General features: G+C 60.7%; 14 protein-coding genes. 11 read left to right on the forward strand and 3 right to left on the reverse strand.

Features of this window, described 5'->3' with window-relative positions:
• Positions 1-665: 665 nt before the first annotated feature.
• Positions 666-1,184, forward strand: a complete 519-nt coding sequence (locus tag CKW30_RS03375; RefSeq protein WP_095179919.1) for a GNAT family N-acetyltransferase — start codon at positions 666-668, stop codon at positions 1,182-1,184.
• Position 1,185: 1 nt separating this feature from the next.
• Here the strand turns inward: CKW30_RS03375 and CKW30_RS03380 are convergent, their stop codons facing one another.
• Positions 1,186-1,878 carry an aspartate/glutamate racemase family protein gene (locus tag CKW30_RS03380; RefSeq protein WP_095179921.1) on the reverse strand — a complete coding sequence of 231 codons (693 nt, stop codon included), beginning with the start codon at positions 1,876-1,878 and terminating at the stop codon, positions 1,186-1,188.
• Positions 1,879-2,075: 197 nt separating this feature from the next.
• Here CKW30_RS03380 and CKW30_RS03385 point away from each other — a divergent pair, with 197 nt between their 5' ends.
• The 10 genes from CKW30_RS03385 (at position 2,076) to CKW30_RS03430 (ending at position 18,162) form a co-directional block, all read left to right on the forward strand.
• On the forward strand, positions 2,076-2,567 hold the full coding sequence (locus CKW30_RS03385) for a hypothetical protein (protein ID WP_095179923.1): 492 nt from the start codon (positions 2,076-2,078) through the stop codon (positions 2,565-2,567).
• A 429-nt stretch (positions 2,568-2,996) separates the two neighbouring features.
• Positions 2,997-3,971 carry a hypothetical protein gene (locus CKW30_RS03390; protein ID WP_095179925.1) on the forward strand — a complete coding sequence of 325 codons (975 nt, stop codon included), beginning with the start codon at positions 2,997-2,999 and terminating at the stop codon, positions 3,969-3,971.
• Positions 3,972-4,100: 129 nt separating this feature from the next.
• Positions 4,101-4,778, forward strand: coding sequence for a DUF3313 domain-containing protein (locus CKW30_RS03395; RefSeq protein WP_076563101.1), 678 nt, complete (start codon positions 4,101-4,103; stop codon positions 4,776-4,778).
• A gap of 288 nt (positions 4,779-5,066) precedes the next feature.
• Positions 5,067-5,567, forward strand: a complete 501-nt coding sequence (gene tpx, locus CKW30_RS03400; protein WP_016774621.1) for a thiol peroxidase — start codon at positions 5,067-5,069, stop codon at positions 5,565-5,567.
• 174 nt (positions 5,568-5,741) lie between these two features.
• Complete coding sequence (locus CKW30_RS03405) at positions 5,742-7,046, forward strand: MdtA/MuxA family multidrug efflux RND transporter periplasmic adaptor subunit (RefSeq protein WP_095179926.1); 1,305 nt, start codon at positions 5,742-5,744, stop codon at positions 7,044-7,046.
• The gene (locus tag CKW30_RS03410; protein ID WP_056785779.1) at positions 7,043-10,144 is read left to right on the forward strand and encodes an MdtB/MuxB family multidrug efflux RND transporter permease subunit; all 3,102 of its coding nucleotides are present in this window, start codon (positions 7,043-7,045) and stop codon (positions 10,142-10,144) included. Before CKW30_RS03405 ends, CKW30_RS03410 begins: the two co-directional genes overlap by 4 nt.
• A 136-nt stretch (positions 10,145-10,280) precedes the next feature.
• The gene (locus CKW30_RS03415) at positions 10,281-13,388 is read left to right on the forward strand and encodes an efflux RND transporter permease subunit (protein ID WP_095179928.1); all 3,108 of its coding nucleotides are present in this window, start codon (positions 10,281-10,283) and stop codon (positions 13,386-13,388) included.
• A complete protein-coding gene (locus tag CKW30_RS03420; protein ID WP_095179930.1) occupies positions 13,385-14,854 on the forward strand; it encodes an efflux transporter outer membrane subunit in 1,470 nt (489 codons plus the stop codon). The genes CKW30_RS03415 and CKW30_RS03420 overlap by 4 nt, the downstream gene beginning before the upstream one ends.
• A gap of 301 nt (positions 14,855-15,155) precedes the next feature.
• Complete coding sequence (locus CKW30_RS03425; protein ID WP_095179932.1) at positions 15,156-17,237, forward strand: bifunctional diguanylate cyclase/phosphodiesterase; 2,082 nt, start codon at positions 15,156-15,158, stop codon at positions 17,235-17,237.
• Between the two features lie 178 nt (positions 17,238-17,415).
• Positions 17,416-18,162, forward strand: coding sequence for an SDR family oxidoreductase (locus tag CKW30_RS03430; protein ID WP_041480996.1), 747 nt, complete (start codon positions 17,416-17,418; stop codon positions 18,160-18,162).
• A gap of 131 nt (positions 18,163-18,293) precedes the next feature.
• Here the strand turns inward: CKW30_RS03430 and mapR are convergent, their stop codons facing one another.
• Both mapR and ccoG read right to left on the reverse strand, forming a co-directional pair.
• The gene (gene mapR / locus CKW30_RS03435) at positions 18,294-19,703 is read right to left on the reverse strand and encodes a GntR family transcriptional regulator MpaR (protein WP_041480995.1); all 1,410 of its coding nucleotides are present in this window, start codon (positions 19,701-19,703) and stop codon (positions 18,294-18,296) included.
• A gap of 368 nt (positions 19,704-20,071) precedes the next feature.
• The gene (gene ccoG, locus CKW30_RS03440) at positions 20,072-21,502 is read right to left on the reverse strand and encodes a cytochrome c oxidase accessory protein CcoG (protein ID WP_095179934.1); all 1,431 of its coding nucleotides are present in this window, start codon (positions 21,500-21,502) and stop codon (positions 20,072-20,074) included.
• Positions 21,503-21,545: the final 43 nt, after the last annotated feature.

Genomic DNA, 21,545 nt, shown 5'->3' on the forward strand with positions numbered 1-21,545 from the left:
CGGCGGTGACGGCGTACATGGCGCGGGGGCTGAAGGGCGGCGGGGTGGAGCCGGGTGGGCAGAAGTAGTGGTCGAGGGCGCGGTCGGCGGCTTGGTGAAGTTTTTTTGAGTCGAGGGATTCGTAGGGAGAGGTGGGGTCGGTTTGGGGTGGGTTGGGTGTGGGTTTGATCATGGTAAAGCTCCTAGAGTCGACGGAGCTGCCACCTTTCGCTGCGATACGAAATGGTTGGTGGCAGCTGTACGCGGGTCGCAGACCGGGACTCTAGAACCGGCAGACCCGAAGGTCTCCCACGTACAGCCGCCATAAAAACAGCGGGTGTTGTGCGTCCAGAGATCGACGGGCTGCGAGACCCGATCGCTGATTTGTCAGCGACCGCACCACAATAGAACCCGCCCCCAAGGCGCACAAGCCGGCGGATTCTGGCTTGGCTGTAGGCAACGACGCAAGGATTTGTAGCCTGGAAGGCGTGTCAGCAGGTGTCCTTTAAACAGCGGTGTTTAAAAAGCAAAAAATTGGCGACAGCAAGGTAGACGTTTTTGCCGGGAAGCAGGTGTTGGCTATGAGGTCGCTTTCGCGAGCAGGCTCGCTCCCACAATTTCATCTCGCCAGATTCCAGATCAGCGGTTTAGAGTGACCAGCCACACGCTGATCACGGACCGATCCCATGTCAGACCCAACCTCCACGATCCATCTCGAACGCTCCAACGAATCCCACCTCGAAGGTATCACTGCGCTTTACAACGACCCCGTCGTTGCACGGCAAGTGCTGCAAATGCCGTTTCAATCCACCGAGGTCTGGCGCCAGCGACTGCAGGCCGACAACGAGCGCGCGCTGAAACTGGTGGCGCTGCATCAGGGCGTGGTGATCGGCAATCTGGGCCTGGAAGCTTATTCACGCATGCGCCGCGCCCACGCCGGCAGTTTCGGCATGGCAGTCGGGGCGGCTTGGCAGGGCAAGGGCGTCGGTTCGATGTTGTTGGCGGCGGCGCTGGAGGTCGCCGATAACTGGATGAATCTGCACCGCGTCGAACTCACGGTGTACGCCGATAACGAGGCAGCCATCGGCCTTTACCGCAAGTTCGGTTTCGAGGCCGAAGGGCTATTGCGTGATTATGCGGTGCGCGACGGGCAGTGGGTCGACACCCTGAGCATGGCCCGTCTACGCAATAGCCTGAAAGCCTGAGTCAGTCGCCCAGTGCGAACGCCACTGCCGACTGCGCATGCAGCTCGGTAGTGTCGAGCAGGGGCAGGGCGCTGTGTTCGGGTTTGATCAGCAGACCGATTTCGGTGCAGCCGAGGATGATTGCCTGGGCGCCACGGGCGGTCAGGGACTGGATGACGCCTTGATAGATTTCTCGCGATTGTTCGCTGATCACACCCACGCAGAGTTCGTCGTAGATGATCCGGTGCACCTCTTTGCGCTCGGCTTCATCCGGCACCAGTACGGTCAGGCCTTGGGCAATCAGACGTTGCTTGAGAAAGTCCTGCTCCATGGTGAACGCGGTGCCGAGCAACCCGACGGTGCGCGCGTCGATTTCCAGTGCAGCCTGCGCGGCGGGTTCGGCAATGTGCAAAAACGGAATGCTGATCGCCGCCTGAATCTGCTCGGCGACCTTGTGCATGGTGTTGGTACACAGCACCACGCATTCTGCGCCGCCAGCTTCGAGCCGGCGCGCGGCATCCACCAGAATCGCCGCTGCATCGTCCCAGCGCCCGGCGTGCTGGGCCTGTTCGACCGGACCGAAATCGACGCTGTACATCAGCAACTGCGCCGAGCGCAACGGGCCGAGGCGCTCGCGAACCTGTTGGTTGATCAGGCGATAGTATTCGGCGCTGGACTCCCAGCTCATGCCGCCGATAAGGCCGATGGTGCGCATTGGATTTCCTCAAGCAAATGTCAGTGTCGAGCATTCAGGGCTGCCTGAAGTTTCCTTCTGTTCGAGACTCGACGCCAGTACCGACTGACTGTACCGCCGATCTTTCCCGCAACTGTGCATCTGCAAGAACTAAACGTACGCCGCGCCGGGGATCTGCCACTATCACCCTTCGCAGGTCCTTTCCGAGGAACACCGCAATGAACGACGTACAGCAACTGGGCGAGATGCTGCGCCAATATGCCGAAAGCGAAGCGCACAAGAAGCAACTGTTCACCACGCAATCGGCTGCTTGGGCGGCTCGGATTGGCGCGCTGTTCGACCAGATCGAACAATGGCTTGAACCGGTCAAGGCGCCCAATCTGCTGGAGGTCAGTCGCGAGGCGTATGTCGCATCCGGGCCGAGCGTGCCGGTGGAAACCTCGACGTTCAAGACGGAAAAATTGAGCATTGTGATTGCCGGCAAACCGGTGGAATTTGTGCCGGATGTGATGGGCAGCGGCGGGCAGATTTCCCTGGCAGTGATGGGGCTGACGGCGGCGCGGTACGGGAGTATTTCGCTGGTTGGCCTGGCGGATGGCGCATGGCAGTGGCGTAAGACCAATGGCTTGAAGGATCCGGATACGTTTGCCTTCGACGCCGATTTCCTTGCTCAGCAATTGCAGAGCCTGATACCTCGCGATCGCGGTTAAGATCAAAAGCTTACCCCCTCACCCCAGCCCTCTCCCCCAAGGGGGCGAGGGGGAAAGGGGGCAGACCGAGTGATGTTCAAAACTTGAGCTCGACGCGATATTTCAGGTCGACGTGAGTCCTACAAACACTTCGGTCAGTCCCCTCTCCCTCTGGGAGAGGGCTAGGGTGAGGGCAGCCCGCCGCCAGCCACAAAAACATCACGCCCAGCGCATCAAAAAGCATCTCCATCACCTGAGCCCTCAAGCAATCTGAGCATGACGCCGGGCCAGCGCCACATCCGCAGGAGGAGTGAGGCGTAGACCGGGGAAACCCTTAGGTTCGGTGCCAATCCGGCATTTTCCCTTGGGTCACTGATGGCCTTTTGGTAGAGTCGCCGTCGCCAGCGGGTTTTCGGCTGGGTGATGGAACCGAAGAAGGGAGTCTGATCAGTGAGTCCGGGTAAAAAAATCCTCGGTCTCACGGCGTCGCTTTTGCTGCTGACGCTGTGGGCCAGTTACTTTTATGTATTCAAGGAAAACCGCAACGGCCAGCTCGGCGGTGTCGGCGAAAGCACCGCGTGGTGCGGCACGCCGCCGACCAGTGAAGCGGCGTTGCTGGGCAAGGATCAACTGACCTTGCGCGTCACCAACAACCTGCGCGGCGAATTCATGGTTGGCGGCTCGCTGGTGGTTTCCGAACGAACCTTCAACCGCTACGACCTGGGCCGCAACGAACTGCGCCTGCGTCTGGAACCGCTGCAGTGGTCGTTCGGCGTCACGCCGATCTTCCTCGAGCAGGTCAAGGTGCAGCCGCTGAGCCGCAACCTCTCGTCGACCAATAAAAGCGCCTTCGCCGAACTTGAGCCTCGCGCAATCGGCGTGCACGCTCAGACTGCCGCGTTCCCCTTCGATACCTATCGCTACGGCTATAAACCGGTGCTGTATTACCTCAAGGGCAGCGAGCGCATCGACTTGCGCTTCAAGAACATCACCACGCTGATGGAGATATCCAACACCTTTACGCCGATCCAGAAGTACAACCGCGCCGACTACATCAACGAGAAAAACTCGATGATCCGCGATGAGGACTACAAGCCGTACGGGGCGCATGAGTGCGCGTTCAGCGTCGAGCGCAAAGGCTCGTTCAAGGTCGTGGTGTTGCTGCTCTTGCTGGTGCTGTGCCTGCCGCTGATGCTGGTGTTTTACCGCGATGAGCCGGGGATCGACTTTCTCGCGACGCTGGTGGGAATTGCGGTGGTGCGCACATTGCTGATCGGGCCGGTGGAAGATTTCCAGCTATACAACATCGACTTCTTGTTTGGTGCGGCGATTCTGCTGGTGGGAACGGTGTCGCTGATCAAGGCGATGCGCGCCAATAGCCGGCGAGAGATGGCGTTGCGCAGTGGCGAAACATCGTCCTGGTAATACCGGTTGGCGAGGCACACGCGCTGTCGGATGTGAACTTTGCAATTGGCCATCGCATTTGCCGGGGTTTTGGCTATACCTGTATCTCCCCTATGCAAAATGTCTTGGCCTTCTCAAAGGAATTACAGCATGAAGCTAGCCGTCGTGATGGGCACGCTGTGCATTGCCACCCTTGGCGTGGTGGGTTGTTCCAGCAAAACCGTCGAGCCTGACCAGTATTCCGGCTTTCTCAAGGATTACAGCCAGTTGAAGGAGGCCAAGTCACCCTCTGGTGCCGAGGTGATGCGCTGGATGGACCCGAAACTCGACATCAATAAATTCACCAGCGTTTACGTAGAGCCAAGCCAGCTCTACCCGAAGCCGCAAGCCACCGAGAAAATCCCCCAGCAGACTCTCAATGGCATCACCAGTTATTACGATCAGGCGCTCAAGCGCGAACTCGGCAAATCGCTGCCGTTGGCCGCAGGTCCCGGGCCGGGCGTAATTGTGGTGCGTCCGGCGATTACCGCAGTCAGCAGCAAGACCGAAGGCCTGCAAGTCTATGAAGTGATCCCGATCGCACTGGTCGCCGCAGCAGTAAGCACGGCCACTGGTATCCGCGACCAGGAAACCACGCTGGCCACCGAAGCGGTATTCATGGACGGCGCGACCAATCATGTCATCGCGCAGGTAGTGCGCAAAGGTACCGGCAAACCGCTGGAAAACTCTTCCCAGGTGATGAAAGCCGACGACATGAAAGCGGTGATCGATGGCTGGGCAAGCGATCTGCATCAGTCGTATCTGAAACTCAAATCTGAAGCCAAATGATGCAGTAAGGCTGGTTGCCTTTTCGCGAGCAGGCTCGCTCCCACACTGGACACGTATTCAGTGTGGGAGTGAGCCTGCTCGCATTTCGGTGTATCAGTTTCGAATATGCGGCCTGACACAACCCTTTCGCTAGCAGGCTCACCCCTACAGGGAAGCTGCGGTGGGTTGTATACAATGTCACCGTTCAGCACCCAACAATTTCAAACAGGGCATAGGTCGTCAGCCGATTTCGTGGTTAACTTCCGCCTCTTGCATGCTTTCCAATCAAAAAACAGAAGGACTCAAGTCATGGCTCAAGTCACCCTCAAAGGCAATCCGGTTCAAGTCAACGGCCAGTTGCCACAAGCCGGTTCCAAGGCGCCAGCCTTTTCCCTGGTAGCCGGCAATCTGTCCGACGTCACCCTGAAAGACTTCGCCGGCAAGCGCAAAGTCCTGAACATTTTCCCAAGCGTCGACACCCCGACCTGCGCCACCTCCGTGCGCAAGTTCAACGCCCAGGCCAACGACATCAGCAACACCGTGGTGCTGTGCATCTCCGCTGACCTGCCATTCGCTCAGGCGCGCTTCTGCGGTGCTGAAGGTCTGGAAAACGTACAGAACCTGTCGACTCTGCGCGGCAGCGAGTTCATCGAAAACTACGGCGTGGCCATTGCTGACGGCCCGCTGAAAGGCCTGACCGCTCGCGCGGTTGTGGTGCTGGATGAAAACGACACCGTTCTGCACAGCGAACTGGTCAAGGAAATCGCCGAAGAGCCTAACTACGAAGCGGCACTGTCCGTTCTCAAGTAAGGCTTTTACAATTGTTAACGGCCTGGCCCTGTCCAGGCCGTTTTCATTTGTGTATCAGGGTTTTGCCTCACACCTTGAAACGTAAGTGGAAGGTAAATTGCCGGTAAAGCTGCTTTGCTTAAATCCACTCAGTGCTTATCGTTCAGCCTCCCGTAATAGAAGCCCACGCGCCCAATGGTCAATAACTCCATGCAATCGTCCCCCCGCAAATCCCGTCGCTGGCTGATCAGCCTGCTCGTCCTGTTGGTCATCGCTGTCCTGTGCTGGAAATTCTGGCCCGCCGGCTCTGCTGACAAGGCGGGCGGCGACAAATCGGCCGCTGGGCATACCGGGCGCTCGGGAATGATGCGGCCTGGCTTCGGCGGCGGTACCGGGCCGATTCCGGTGCGTGTGGCGCCGGCGGTGAAGGGCGACTTCCCGCTGTATTACAAGGCACTGGGCACGGTTACCGCGCTCAATACCATCAACGTGCGCAGCCGCGTGGGCGGCGAACTGGTAAAGATTCATTTCGAAGAAGGGCAGATGGTCAAGGCGGGCGACCTGTTGGCCGAGATCGATCCGCGTCCTTACCAGAATGCTTTGCTCCAGGCCGAAGGCACGCTGCTGCAGAATCAGGCGCAACTGAAAAACGCTCAGGTGGACGTCGAGCGTTACCGCGGCCTGTACAAAGAAGACAGCATCGCCAAACAGACCCTCGACACCGCCGAAGCGCTGGTTGGCCAGTACCTGGGCACGGTCAAGACCAATCAGGCGGCGGTCAACGACGCCAAGCTCAATCTCGAATTCACCAAGATCCGCGCACCGATTGCCGGTCGCGTCGGTCTGCGTCAGGTCGACGTCGGCAACCTCGTCGCCGCCAATGACACGACGTTCCTCGCGGTGATCACCCAGACGCAACCGATCAGCGTGGCCTTCACCTTGCCGGAGAACAGCCTCGACACCGTGCTCGCCCGTTACCGCAGTGGCGCCAAGTTGCCTGCCGAAGCGTGGGATCGCGGCGACACCAAGCTGCAAGCCACTGGCGTGCTGCAAAGCTTGGACAACCAGATCGACGTCGCTACCGGCACCCTCAAGTTCAAGGCCCGTTACGATAACCGCGACCAGTCGCTGTTCCCCAATCAGTTCGTCAATGTTCATTTGCTGGCCGACACGCTCAAAGGTGTAGTGCTGGCACCGTCGGCAGCGATTCAGTTCGGCACCAATGGCACCTTTGTCTATGCGCTGGACGGCGACAAGAAAGTTACCATTCGCCAACTGAAAATCGGTGCCAGTGACGGTGACAACACCGTGGTCACCGAAGGCCTCGCCGCGGGTGATCGCGTGGTGCTCGAAGGCACCGATCGCCTGAAGGAGGGCAGCGAAGTCGAAGTGGTCAATGACAGCAGCGAAGTGCCGACCTCGCCGACCGAACACCTGCAAGGCAAATCTGCCGCCAATCCCGATGCGACCACAGCCGATAAGGCCAAGAAGGGCGCATGAACATTTCGCGGCTGTTCATCCTCCGTCCGGTAGCCACCACCCTGAGCATGCTGGCCATTGTTCTGGCCGGCCTGATCGCTTATCGCCTGCTGCCGGTTTCGGCCTTGCCGCAGGTCGATTATCCGACCATCCGCGTCATGACCCTGTACCCCGGCGCCAGTCCGGACGTGATGACCAGCGCCGTCACCGCGCCGCTTGAACGCCAGTTCGGGCAGATGCCGGGCCTCACACAAATGGCCTCGACCAGCTCCGGCGGCGCTTCGGTGCTGACCCTGCGCTTCAGCCTCGACATCAACATGGACGTCGCCGAACAGCAGGTGCAAGCCGCGATCAACGCCGCGACCAACCTGCTGCCGACCGACCTGCCGGCACCGCCGGTGTACAACAAGGTCAACCCGGCGGACACGCCTGTTCTGACCTTGGCCATCACCTCGAAAACCATGCTGCTGCCCAAGCTCAATGATCTGGTCGATACGCGCATGGCGCAGAAAATCGCCCAGATCAGCGGCGTCGGCATGGTCAGCATTGCCGGTGGCCAGCGCCAGGCCGTGCGGATCAAGGTCAACCCCGAAGCGCTGGCGGCCAACAGCCTCAACCTGTCGGACGTGCGCACGCTGATCGGCGCCTCCAACGTCAACCAGCCGAAAGGCAACTTCGATGGCCCGACCCGGGTGTCGATGCTCGATGCCAACGACCAACTGACCTCGCCCGAGGACTACGCGAATCTGATCCTGACCTACAAGAACGGTGCGCCGTTGCGGCTCAAGGACGTCGCGGAAATCGTCGATGGCGCCGAGAACGAGCGTCTGGCCGCGTGGGCCAACCAGAATCAGGCGGTGTTGCTGAACATCCAGCGTCAGCCGGGCGCCAACGTTATCGAAGTGGTCGACCGCATCAAGGCCTTGCTGCCGAGCATCACCGACAACCTGCCGGCCGGCCTCGACGTCACGGTGCTGACGGATCGCACCCAGACCATCCGCGCCTCGGTCACCGACGTGCAGCACGAACTGCTGATCGCTATCGCGCTGGTGGTCATGGTCACGTTCCTGTTTCTGCGCCGCGCCAGTGCGACGATCATTCCCTCGGTCGCCGTGCCGCTGTCGCTGATCGGCACCTTCGGCGTGATGTACCTCGCCGGTTTCTCGGTGAACAACCTGACGTTGATGGCGCTGACCATTGCCACCGGCTTCGTGGTCGACGACGCCATCGTCATGCTCGAGAACATTTCGCGCTTCATCGAAGAGGGTGACAGCCCGATGCAGGCCGCGCTCAAGGGCGCGAAACAGATCGGCTTCACCCTGATTTCCCTGACCCTGTCGCTGATCGCCGTACTGATTCCGCTGCTGTTCATGGCCGACGTGGTAGGGCGCCTGTTCCGCGAGTTCGCCATTACCCTGGCGGTGGCGATCCTGATTTCCCTGGTGGTGTCGCTGACCCTGACGCCGATGATGTGCGCGCGCCTGCTCAAGCGTGAACCGCAAGAACACGAGCAAGGCCGTTTCTACCGCGCCAGCGGTGCGTTCATCGACTGGATGATCAAGGAATACGGGCGGATGCTGCGCTGGGTGCTCAAGCATCAGCCGCTGACCTTGCTGGTCGCCATCGGCACGCTGGCGTTGACCGTATTCCTTTACGTGATCGTGCCGAAGGGTTTCTTTCCGGTGCAGGACACCGGGGTGATTCAGGGTATTTCCGAAGCGCCGCAGTCGATCTCCTTCGCGGCGATGGGCGAGCGGCAGCAGCAACTGGCGAAGATCATTCTTGAAGATCCGGCGGTGCAGAGCCTGTCGTCCTACATTGGCGTCGACGGCGACAACGCCACGCTCAACAGCGGCCGCTTGCTGATCAACCTCAAGCCTCATGGCGAGCGCGATCTGACGGCCAGCGAAGTGATTTCCCGCCTGCAACCGCAACTGGACAAACTGGTCGGCATTCGTCTGTTCATGCAGCCGGTGCAGGATCTGACCATCGAGGACCGGGTCAGCCGCACCCAGTACCAGTTCAGCATGTCCTCGCCGGACTCCGAATTGCTCAGCCAGTGGAGTGGCCGTCTGGTCGAAGCCCTGGCCCAGCGTCCGGAGTTGACCGACGTTGCCAGTGATTTGCAGGACAAAGGTTTGCAGGTCTATCTGGTGATCGACCGCGACGCCGCTTCGCGCCTGGGCGTGTCGGTGGCGAATATCACCGATGCACTGTACGACGCCTTCGGCCAGCGGCAGATTTCGACCATTTATACTCAGGCCAGCCAGTACCGCGTGGTGCTGCAAGCCCAGGCCGGGGAGAAGATCGGCCCGCAGGCACTGGATCAGATTCACGTCAAGACCACCGACGGCGCGCAGGTGCGCCTGTCGAGTCTGGCGCATGTCGAAGAGCGTCAGGCGCAACTGGCGATCACCCACATCGGCCAGTTCCCGGCGGTGATGATGTCGTTCAACCTCGCGCCGGGCGTGGCGTTGGGGCATGCCGTGGACATCATCGAGCAGGTGCAGCAGGACATCGGCATGCCGGTCGGCGTGCAGACTCAGTTCCAGGGCGCGGCGCAGGCGTTCCAGGCTTCGCTGTCGAGCACCTTGCTGCTGATTCTGGCGGCCGTGGTGACCATGTACATCGTCCTCGGTGTGCTCTACGAGAGCTACATCCACCCGATCACCATTCTTTCGACCTTGCCGTCCGCCGCAGTCGGTGCCTTGCTGGCGTTGCTGCTCAGCGGCAACGATTTGGGCATGATCGCGATCATCGGCATCATTCTGTTGATCGGTATCGTCAAGAAGAACGCGATCATGATGATCGACTTCGCCCTCGACGCCGAACGCACCCAGGGCATGGCCCCGGCAGAGGCGATCTATCAAGCGGCGTTGCTGCGCTTCCGGCCGATTCTGATGACCACGCTGGCGGCGTTGTTCGGCGCAGTGCCGCTGATGCTGGCCACGGGGTCTGGCGCGGAACTGCGTCAGCCGTTGGGTCTGGTGATGGTCGGCGGCTTGTTGGTGAGCCAGGTGTTGACGCTGTTCACCACGCCGGTGATTTACCTGTACTTCGACCGCCTCGGAAGGCGCTTTGGCAAATCCAAAGCCGAAGGTGAAGAGGTCGCGGTATGACTGTCGGAATATATCTCCCCTGTGGGAGCGAGCCTGCTCGCGAAAGCGGGAGGTCAGTCACTGCCAAAGTTGAAGGTAAGGGCGCATTCGCGAGCAGGCTCGCTCCCACAGAGGTATGCGGGGAGAACAAGAGTCGATGAACCTATCCGGCCCTTTCATCAAACGCCCCGTGGCAACCATGCTGCTCTCCCTGGCAATCATGTTGCTCGGTGGGGTCAGCTTCGGGCTGTTGCCGGTATCGCCGTTGCCGCAGATGGATTTCCCGGTGATTGTCGTCCAGGCCAGTCTGCCGGGCGCAAGTCCCGAGGTGATGGCTTCGACGGTGGCGACGCCGCTGGAGCGGTCGTTCGGTGCGATTGCCGGTGTCAACACCATGAGCAGCCGCTCCAGTCAGGGTTCGACGCGGGTGATTCTGCAGTTTGACCTCGACCGCGACATCAACGGCGCGGCGCGGGAAGTGCAGGCGGCGATCAACGCCTCGCGCAATCTGCTGCCGAGCGGGATGCGCAGCATGCCGACGTATAAAAAGGTCAATCCGTCGCAGGCGCCGATCATGGTGCTGTCGCTGACTTCGGATGTGCTGGAAAAAGGCCAGCTCTACGACCTGGCTTCGACCATCCTCTCGCAAAGCCTGTCGCAGGTGCAGGGCGTTGGTGAAGTACAGATCGGTGGCAGTTCGCTGCCGGCGGTGCGCATCGAGCTCGAACCGCAGGCGCTGAACCAGTACGGCGTGGCCCTCGACGATGTGCGCAAGACCATTGCCGACGCTAACGTACGCCGGCCCAAGGGTTCGGTCGAGGACGGCGAGCGCTTGTGGCAAATCCAGGCCAACGACCAGTTGGAGAAAGCCAAGGATTATGAGTCGCTGATCATTCACTACGCTGACGGCGCCGCCTTGCGTCTCAAGGACGTGGCGAAAGTCAGCGATGGCGTCGAAGACCGTTACAACAGCGGTTTCTTCAACGACGACGCGGCGGTATTGCTGGTGATCAACCGTCAGGCCGGCGCCAACATCATCGAGACGGTCAACGAGATCAAAGCGCAGTTGCCCGCGCTGCAAGCGGTGCTGCCGGCCAGCGTCAAACTCAATCTGGCCATGGATCGCTCGCCAGTGATCAAGGCGACGCTGCATGAAGCCGAGATGACCTTGCTGATCGCCGTCGCCCTGGTGGTGCTGGTGGTGTACCTGTTTCTGGGTAACTTCCGCGCCTCGCTGATCCCGACCCTGGCGGTGCCGGTGTCGCTGGTCGGTACCTTTGCGGTGATGTACCTGTACGGGTTCTCGCTGAACAACCTGTCGCTGATGGCGCTGATTCTCGCCACCGGACTGGTGGTGGACGACGCCATCGTGGTGTTGGAGAACATTTCCCGGCATATCGACGAAGGCGTCAAGCCGATGCAGGCCGCGTACCTCGGCGCCAAGGAAGTCGGTTTTACCCTGCTGTCGATGAACGTTTCGCTGGTGGCGGTGTTCCTGTCGATCCTGTTCATGGGCGGGCTGGTCGAGAGCTTGTTTCGCGAATTTTCCATCACCCTGGCGGCGGCAATCGTGGTGTCGCTGGTGGTGTCCCTGACGCTGACACCGATGCTTTGCGCCCGCTGGCTCAAGCCGCACACGCCGGGGCAGGAAAACCGCCTGCAACGCTGGAGCCACAAGACCAACGACTGGATGGTCGGCAAATACGCCACCAGCCTCGACTGGGTATTGCGTCATCGACGTCTGACCTTGCTCAGCCTGCTGCTCACCGTGGGCGTCAACATTGCGCTGTATGTGGTGGTGCCGAAAACCTTCCTGCCGCAGCAGGACACCGGCCAGTTGATCGGTTTCGTGCGTGGCGACGACGGTCTGTCGTTCAACGTCATGCAGCCGAAAATGGAAACCTTCCGCCGCGCCGTGCTCAAGGACGAAGCGGTGGAAAGCGTGGCCGGGTTCATCGGCGGCAACAACGGCACCAACAACGCGTTCATGATCGTGCGCCTGAAACCGATCAAGGAGCGCCAGCTGTCGGCACAGAAAGTCATTGAGCGCCTGCGTAAGGAAATGCCCAAGGTCCCCGGTGCACAGTTGATGCTCATGGCCGACCAGGATCTGCAGTTTGGCGGCGGTCGCGAGCAGACCAGTTCGCAATACACCTACATCCTGCAAAGCGGCGACCTCGCTGAATTGCGCAAGTGGTTCCCGAAAGTGGTCACCGCATTGCGTGCCTTGCCCGAGCTGACCGCCATCGATGCCCGCGAAGGTGCCGGGGCGCAGCAGGTGACACTGATTGTCGACCGGGATCAGGCCAAGCGCCTGGGGGTCGACATGAACATGGTCACTGCCGTGCTCAATAACGCTTACAGCCAGCGGCAGATTTCGACGATCTACGACAGCCTCAATCAGTATCAGGTGGTGATGGAGGTCAATCCGAAATACGCCCAGGATCCGGTGACGCTCAAGCAGGTCGAGGTGATTACCGCTGACGGTGCGCGCGTGCCGCTGTCGACGTTCGCCCATTATGAAAACAGCCTGGAAAACGACCGGGTCAGTCATGAAGGCCAGTTCGCGTCCGAAAGCATTTCCTTTGACATGGCCGAAGGCGTGACCGTAGAACAGGGCAGTGCTGCCATCGAACGAGCGATCGCCAAGGTCGGTTTGCCGGAGGATGTGATCGCGAAAATGGCCGGCACTGCGGACGCCTTCGCCGCGACGCAGAAGAGCCAGCCGTTCATGATCCTCGGTGCGTTGCTGGCGGTGTATCTGGTGCTCGGTGTGCTGTATGAAAGCTACATCCACCCGCTGACCATTCTCTCGACTTTGCCCTCGGCCGGGGTTGGCGCGTTGCTGTCGATCTATGCGTTGGGCGGCGAGTTCAGCCTGATTTCCCTGCTGGGGATATTCCTGCTGATCGGCGTGGTGAAAAAGAACGCCATTCTGATGATCGATCTGGCGCTGCAATTGGAGCGTCATCAGGGCCTGTCGCCGCTGGAGTCGATCCGCAGCGCCTGTCTGCAACGCTTGCGGCCGATCCTGATGACCACGCTGGCGGCGATCCTCGGCGCCTTGCCGTTGCTGCTCGGCCGCGCCGAGGGTGCGGAAATGCGCCAGCCGCTGGGCCTGACCATCATTGGCGGCCTGGTGTTCAGCCAGGTCCTGACCCTCTACACCACCCCGGTGGTTTACCTTTATCTCGACAAGCTGCGCCATCGATTCAACAAATGGCGTGGCGTGCGTACTGATGCCGCTCTGGAAACTCCGCTATGACTGACCGTTCGCTTATCCAATTGGCCACCGTCCGCGGCTCGCGCCTATTGAGCCTGTCGCTGTGCGTGGCGCTGCTCAGCGCTTGCGCAGTCGGCCCGGACTACCAGCGCCCGCAAACTGCCGAAATCGCTCAGTTCAAGGAAGCCGAAGGCTGGCGTCAGGCCAATCCCAGCGACTCGCTGGCCCGGGGCGCCTGGTGGGAGTTGTACGGCGATCGGCAGCTCAACGCCTTGGTGGAAAAACTCAACAGCTCCAACCAGACCGTCGCCCAGTCCGAAGCGCAGTTTCGTCAGGCGCAGGCTTTGGTGCGCAGTGCACGCGGGGCGTTTTACCCCAGTGTCGACCTGAGTCTGGGCAAGAACCGCTCCAGTCAGGGCACCGGCAGCAGCAGTTCGAGCCTGAGCAGTTCCTCCAGCGGTATTCGTGATACCTACACCGCGCAACTGGGCGTCAGTTGGGAAGCCGATGTCTGGGGCAAGCTGCGCCGCGGGCTGGAGGCGGATGAGGCCAACGCCCAGGCGAGTTTTGCCGATCTGGCGGCGATGCGTCTGAGTCAGCAATCGGAGCTGGTGCAGAACTACCTGCAACTGCGCGTCATCGATCAGCAGAAGCGTCTGCTCGAGGCCACGGTTGCCGCTTATGAGCGATCACTGAAGATGACCCAGAACCAGTACCGCGCCGGGGTTTCCGGGCGCGATGCGGTGGCGCAGGCGCAAACCCAGTTGAAAAGCACCCAGGCCGATCTGGTCGACCTGATCTGGCAGCGCGCACAGTTTGAAAACGCCATTGCCGTACTGACCGGCGAAGCGCCAGCGAACTTCAGCATTGCCGAAAGCCAGAGCATCCCGAAGCTGCCGCAAGTGCCGTTGAGCCTGCCTTCGCAATTGCTCGAACGCCGTCCGGACATCGCTTCGGCAGAGCGTTCGGTGATCGCCGCCAACGCCAATATCGGCGTGGCGAAAGCCGCGTATTACCCGGACCTGACCCTGAGCCTGAGCGGCGGCTACAGCAGCAGTACCTCGAAAAACCTGATCAGCCTGCCGAACCGTTTCTGGTCGGTCGGCCCGCAGCTTTCTCTGCCGCTGTTCGACGGCGGCATTCGTTCGGCCGAGGTTGACCGCAGCGAGGCGGCCTATGACGAAACCGTCGCGCGCTACCGCCAGACCGTGCTCGACGGTTTCCGCGAAGTGGAAAACTACCTGGTCCAGCTCAAGGTGTATGAGGACGAAGCGGCAGTGCGCCAGGAAGCGCTGGATGCTGCCCGCGATTCTCTGCGCCTGACGGAAAACCAGTACAAGGCCGGGCTGATTGCCTATATCGACGTGGTCGTGGTGCAAGCCACGGCGCTGAGCAACGAACGCAGTGTGCTGAATATTCTGCAGAACCGACTGATCGCCAGCGTGCAACTGATCGCCGCACTGGGCGGCGGCTGGGATGGCCAACTCGACGTCAGCGACAACCGCTGAACCTGTGGGAGCGAGCCTGCTCGCGAAAGCGGTGGGTCAGGCAGCTACGATGGTGGCTGTGCCGGCGCCTTCGCGAGCAGGCTCGCTCCCACAGGGATTTGTGTCTGGCGTGAGATCGCTTTCACAAGGTGTGCTTAAAGCCCACCACAGAGCCTTGTAGGACGATCGAACAAGCGTTTCATCGGCTTGATGGCAATTTGGTTACTTTGTCAGTGCGTTCTTTCGCGCAATCAGTACAATCGCCGCATTTGCCCGACCGAGAATGGAAGCAGTACGGTTTCGGCTTGTCACGAGAACGTCCATGCTCATCGGCAGCTACTCCTTCACCCTGGTTTTCATTTCGTTGTGCGTGGCCATTCTGGCTTCCTACACGGCGCTCGATCTCACCGGGCGCATTGCCACGGCAAAAGGCCGGGCCGTGCATTTCTGGACGGCGGGCGGGGCGTTGGCGATGGGCGTTGGCGTCTGGTCGATGCATTTCATCGGCATGCTCGCCTTCAAATTGCCGATCGACCTGGGCTACGACTTCGCCCTCACTGCGCTGTCGCTGCTGATCGCGGTGCTGTCCTGCGGCTTCGCGCTGTGGCTGGTCAGCCAACCGAAACTGCCACTGGCGCAATTGGCTTTCGGTGCGCTGATCATGGGTTCGGGCATCAGCGCCATGCACTACACCGGCATGGCCGCGCTGCGCATGACACCGGGCATCGATTACGACCCGACCCTGTTCAGTGCCTCCCTGCTGATCGCCGTCGGCGCCTCGGCAGCGGCATTGTGGATTGCCTTTCGCCTGCGTCAGCAATCGCCCTATGTGCGGCTGATTCGTGCCGGCGCGGCGGTGATCATGGGGGTGGCGATTGTCGGCATGCACTACACCGGCATGGCTGCTGCGCAATTTCCTGACGGCAGTTTCTGCGGCGCGACGCTCAATGGCTTGAAAGGCAACGGCCTCGATAGCCTGGTCGTGGTCACTACGCTGGCGGTGCTGTCGATTGCCTTGTTGACCTCGATCCTCGACGCCCGCCTCGAAGCGCGCACGGCTGATCTGGCGCACTCGCTGACGGTGGCCAACCGCGAACTCACCCAACTGGCCCTGCACGACCCGCTGACCAGTCTGCCCAACCGCATGCTGCTCGACGACCGCATCAATCAGGCGATCAAAAAGGTGCAAGAGCAGGGTGGCTGCTTCGCCTTGATGTTCATCGACCTTGACGGCTTCAAACCGGTCAACGACGCATTCGGCCATCACATGGGCGACCAATTGCTGCGCGAGGTCGGCGCACGTCTGCGTGAAGATTTACGCAGCCAGGACACTCTTGCGCGGATCGGCGGCGATGAGTTCGTTCTGCTGGTGCGTTTGAGCGAGCCCAATGACGCCTTGAGCCTGGCCGCGCGTCAGGTCAGCCTGATCGGTCGCACGTTCCGCGTCGCTGAACATGATCTGCAGATTTCCGCCAGCGTCGGCATTGCCCTCTACCCGGGCAACGGTGAAAACGCCCAGGAACTGCTGATGAACGCCGACGCCGCGATGTACCACGCCAAGGGCGGCGGCAAGAATGGCTACAGCTTCTTCGATGCGTCGATGAACACCAACGCGCGCAAACAGTTGCAACTGTTACAGGACCTGCGCGCGGCCATCGAGCACAACCAGTTCTGCCTGCATTACCAGCCCAAATTCGACGCCGCCAATGGCCGTCCGGTCGGTGCCGAAGCGCTGCTGCGCTGGAAGCATCCGCTGCATGGCATGCTGATGCCGGATAAATTCATCGATCTGGCGGAGAAAACCGGGCTGATCATTCCGATGGGTGAATGGGTGCTCAACGAAGCCTGCCGGCAGATGCGCGAATGGTACGTGCTCGGTTACACCGACTGGCGCATCGCCGTGAACCTCTCGGCCTTGCAGTTCTGCCATGCCGGGCTGGTGCAAAGCGTGGCCAAGGCGCTGGCAACCCACCACTTGCCGGCCAACAGCCTGACTCTGGAAATCACCGAAACCACAGCGATGAGCGACGCCGATGCGAGCATGACCGTGCTGCAAGAGCTGTCGGACATGGGTGTCGACCTGTCGATCGACGATTTCGGCACCGGTTATTCCAGCCTGATGTACCTCAAGCGCCTGCCGGCCAATGAGCTGAAGATCGACCGCGGTTTCGTCCGCGATCTAGAGCATGACAGCGATGATGCTGCAATCGTCTCGGCGATCGTTGCGCTGGGGCAGGCCCTGGATCTGCGGATTGTCGCCGAAGGTGTCGAGACCGGCGCGCAACAGGATTTCCTGACCAAACTGGGCTGTGATTCGCTGCAGGGCTATCTGCTCGGCCATCCGATGCCGGCGGAGCGCTTCATGCAGGACATCGTGCGTGGGCAACGGCTGGCGGTGGTCTGAGATACCGAGTCATCGTTCTTCGCGAGCAGGCTCGCTCCCACAGGTGATCGCATTCCCTTGTGGGAGCGAGCCTGCTCGCGAAGGCGCTTGTGCAAACACCATAGAACTCATGCAAAAGCCATGAATGGCAGTTATTCTTGGCCCCGACTGTTACGTGTGCACGTGGGGGAAGGCCAGCATGGATAAAGTCATTGTCATCACCGGGGGCGGGCGCGGAATCGGCGCGGCTACGGCATTGCTGGCAGCCGAACAGGGCTACCGGATCTGCATCAACTACCAGTCGGATGAGCAGGCCGCACACAGCGTACTCGAACAGGTTCGAGCCTTGGGCGCGCAGGCCATCGCGGTTCGCGCCGATGTCAGCATCGAAGACGAAGTGATCGCGATGTTTCATCGCGTCGACACCGAACTGGGCCGCGTCACCGCGCTGGTCAACAACGCCGGCACCGTCGGACAGAAATCGCGGGTCGATGAGATGTCCGAATTCCGCATCCTCAAAATCATGAAAACCAATGTGCTGGCGCCGATCCTCTGCGCCAAACACGCGATCCTGCGCATGTCGCCCAAACACGGCGGGCAGGGCGGCAGCATCGTCAACGTCTCCTCGGTCGCGGCACGCCTCGGTTCGCCGAACGAGTACGTTGATTACGCCGCATCCAAGGGTGCGCTCGACACCTTCACTATCGGTCTGTCGAAAGAAGTCGCGGGTGAGGGCATTCGCGTCAATGCCGTGCGTCCGGGCTACATCTATACCGACTTCCATGCGCTGAGCGGCGACCCGGATCGGGTCAGCAAGCTCGAATCGGCGATTCCCATGGCCCGGGGCGGGCGGCCGGATGAAGTGGCGGAGGCGATTGTCTGGTTGCTGTCGGACAAGGCATCGTATGCGACCGGGACGTTTGTTGATTTGGGGGGTGGGCGGTAAACCGGTGGGTTTGCAGTGTTAAAACCGGCCTCTTCGCGAGCAGGCTCGCTCCCACAGTGGATTTGTGAATACAGACCCCATGTGGGAGCGAGCCTGCTCGCGAAGGGGCCAGTCCAGACAACATCTATCCCTCAGAACGACCGCACAATCCGCCCCAACGTCTCCATGGCCTTTTCCGATTCCTCGGTCCACGGGCTGCCGTAATTCAAGCGAATGCAATTTCTGAAACGCTGGGTCGGCGAGAAAATCGGCCCCGGCGCGATGCTGATGCCTTGTGCCAGTGCCATCTGAAACAGCTTCAGCGAATCCATCTGCTCCGGCAATTCCAGCCATAGAAAGTAGCCGCCCGCCGGTTGGCTGACCCGGGTCTGCGCCGGAAAGTAGCGGGCAATCGCCGCGAGCATCGCGCTCTGTTGTTCTTCCAGGGCATAACGCAGTTTGCGCAGATGCCGATCGTAGCCGCCGTGTTGCAGATAATCGGCGATAGCCGCTTGCGCCGGCATCGAAGCGCACAGCGAGGTCATCAGCTTCAGCCGTTCGATTTTCTGCGCAAAACGCCCGGCCGCCACCCAGCCGATGCGATAACCGGGCGCGAGACTTTTGGCGAACGAGCCGCAATGCATGACCAATCCTTCGGTATCAAAAGCCTTGGCCGGTTTTGGCGCCTGTTGCCCGTAATAAAGCTCGGCGTAGACGTCGTCTTCGATCAACGGCACCTGATGCTGACGCAGCAGTTCGACGAGTTCCTGTTTCTTCGCCTCGGGCACAGTCGCGCCCATCGGATTCTGGAAACTGGTCATGCACCAGCAGGCCTTGATCGGATGGCGTTCCAACGTCTGCGCGAGCACACCGAGGTCGATGCCATCGCGCGGGTGCACGGGGATCTCCACGGCTTTCAGTTTCAGGCGCTCCAGCACCTGCAGGCTGGCGTAGAACGCCGGGGCTTCGATGGCCACCAGATCACCGGGCTCGGTCACCGCTTGCAAACACAGGTTCAGCGCTTCGAGGGCGCCGTTGGTGATAAGCAATTCTTCCATCGGCAACATCAGCCCGCCGACCATGTAGCGCAGGGCAATCTGCCGGCGCAGTTGCGGATTGCCCGGCGACATGTCGGTGACGACCATGCGCGGGTCCATCTCCCGCGCGGCGCTGGCCAGGGAACGCGACAGGCGTTGCAGCGGGAACAGCGTCGGGCTGGGGAAGGCCGAGCCGAAGGGCACGGTGTTGGGGTCTTTGATCGAATCGAGTACCGAGAACACCAGTTCGCTGACGTCAACCTCGGTGGATTCATTGACTTGGCTGCTGATCACCGGCTCGGAAAATGTGCTCGGCGTATGGGCGTTGACGAAGTAACCGGAGCGCGGCCGGGCGCGGATCAGGCCACGGCGTTCGAGCAGGTAATAGGCCTGGAACACCGTGGACGGGCTGACGCCGTAGGTCTGGCTGGCGTAGCGCACCGACGGCACCCGCTGGCCGGGGCCGAGGACGCCGGAGCGGATCAGTTCAGCGATGTCGTCGGCGAATTTTTCGTAGCGTTTCATCGGTGGGCCTTGGTGGACTTGATTTTGTGGGGTGTCAGGGAAGGAGCCCTCACCCTAGCCCTCTCCCAGAGGGAGAGGGGCTGATTGGGGGATGCTGATGAAATATGCCGGCCTGACAGTGCTTTGCCGAATCCATAATCGACTCGGTCTTTCAGGTCGATGCATAGCGACAGACACCTCGGTTGGCTCCCTCTCCCTCCGGGAGAGGGGACTGATTGGGGGATGCTGATGAAATACGCCGACCTGACAGTGCTTTGCCGAATCCATAATCGACTCGGTCTTTCAGGTCGATGCATAGCGACAGACACCTCGGTCGGCTCCCTCTCCCTCCGGGAGAGGGCTGGGGTGAGGGCAGCAATGCCAAATTCTCAACGATTTATCGGCGCCACAAACCGGCTCTTCGCCACGCTGTATACCTGCGGCTCGTCACTGTCTTCAATCCTGAAACTCAATGTCTGCGAACTGCTCGCCGGGCGCTCGGTGGTCATCGCCACCGACACCGGCACATCGACAATCTCCCCGGGCGCCAGGCTCAATGCCGTTTTGCCCTGCAACTCAAACCCGTCGCCATCAACCAGACTCAACCGGTATTCCTGTTGCTGCTGAGTCTTGTTGATCACTTTCAGCGAATAAATGTTCTCGATCTGCCCCTGGGCGTTCTCACGAAACAACCCGCGATCCTTGGTCACGTCCAGCGACACCATCGGCCGCTCGATCAATGCCAGCGCCAACGCTCCGATCATCACCAACAACACCGCCGTATAGCCAATCAAACGCGGACGCAGCAGATGGGTTTTGCCGCCCTGCAATTCGCGCTCGGAACTGTAGCGGATCAGGCCGCGCGGGTAATGCATTTTGTCCATGATCGAATCGCAGGCGTCGATGCACGCTGCGCAGCCGATGCATTCCATTTGCAAGCCATCGCGGATGTCGATGCCGGTCGGGCAGACCTGCACGCACAACTGGCAGTCGATGCAATCACCCAGGCCGGCTTCGACCGGGCGCACATCACGCTTGCGCGGACCACGGTTTTCGCCACGGGCGGCGTCGTAGGCAATGGTCAGCGTGTCCTTGTCGAACATCACACTCTGGAACCGCGCATACGGGCACATGTGCATGCACACTGCCTCACGCAGCCAACCGGCGTTGATGTAGGTGGCGGCGGCGAAGAACAGCACCCAGAACAGACTGACGCCACCGATCTGCAGGGTCAGCAAATCTTCAGCCAGCGGCCGGATCGGGGTGAAGTAGCCGACGAAGGTCAGGCCGGTCATCACGCTGATCGCCAGCCACAACGTGTGCTTGGCGGCGCGCCGCGCCAGTTTGTTCAGGCTCCACGGCGCCGCTTGCAGTTTGATCCGTTGGTTGCGTTCGCCTTCGGTGATCTTCTCGCACCACATGAAGATCCACGTCCACGAACTCTGCGGGCAGGTGTAACCACACCAGACGCGACCGGCAAACACGGTGATGGCGAAGAGTCCGAACGCAGCGATGATCAGCAGCGCCGAGAGCAGAATGAAATCCTGCGGCCAGAACGTCGCGCCAAAGATATGGAATTTGCTCTCCGCCAGATCCCACAGCACCGCCTGCCGACCGCCCCAGTTCAGCCACACGGTGCCGAAGAACAGCAGGAACAGAAACCCGGCACCGCTTAAACGCAGATTGCGGAACAGGCCGGTGAAACTGCGGGTGTGGATTTGCTTGTCGGTGGATCCGGCAGTCGCCTTCAGTGGGCGCGCGGGTACGCTTCTTATCGTCGGCGCTGCTTCTACGGTTCGGACGGGGATTCGGTCGCTCATGCTCGTTCGCTCATCAGCCTCCATCAGGCCGATGCACTATGAG

It is taken from the genome of Pseudomonas sp. Irchel 3F6, assembly GCF_900187595.1.
Lineage (GTDB): Bacteria > Pseudomonadota > Gammaproteobacteria > Pseudomonadales > Pseudomonadaceae > Aquipseudomonas > Aquipseudomonas siliginis.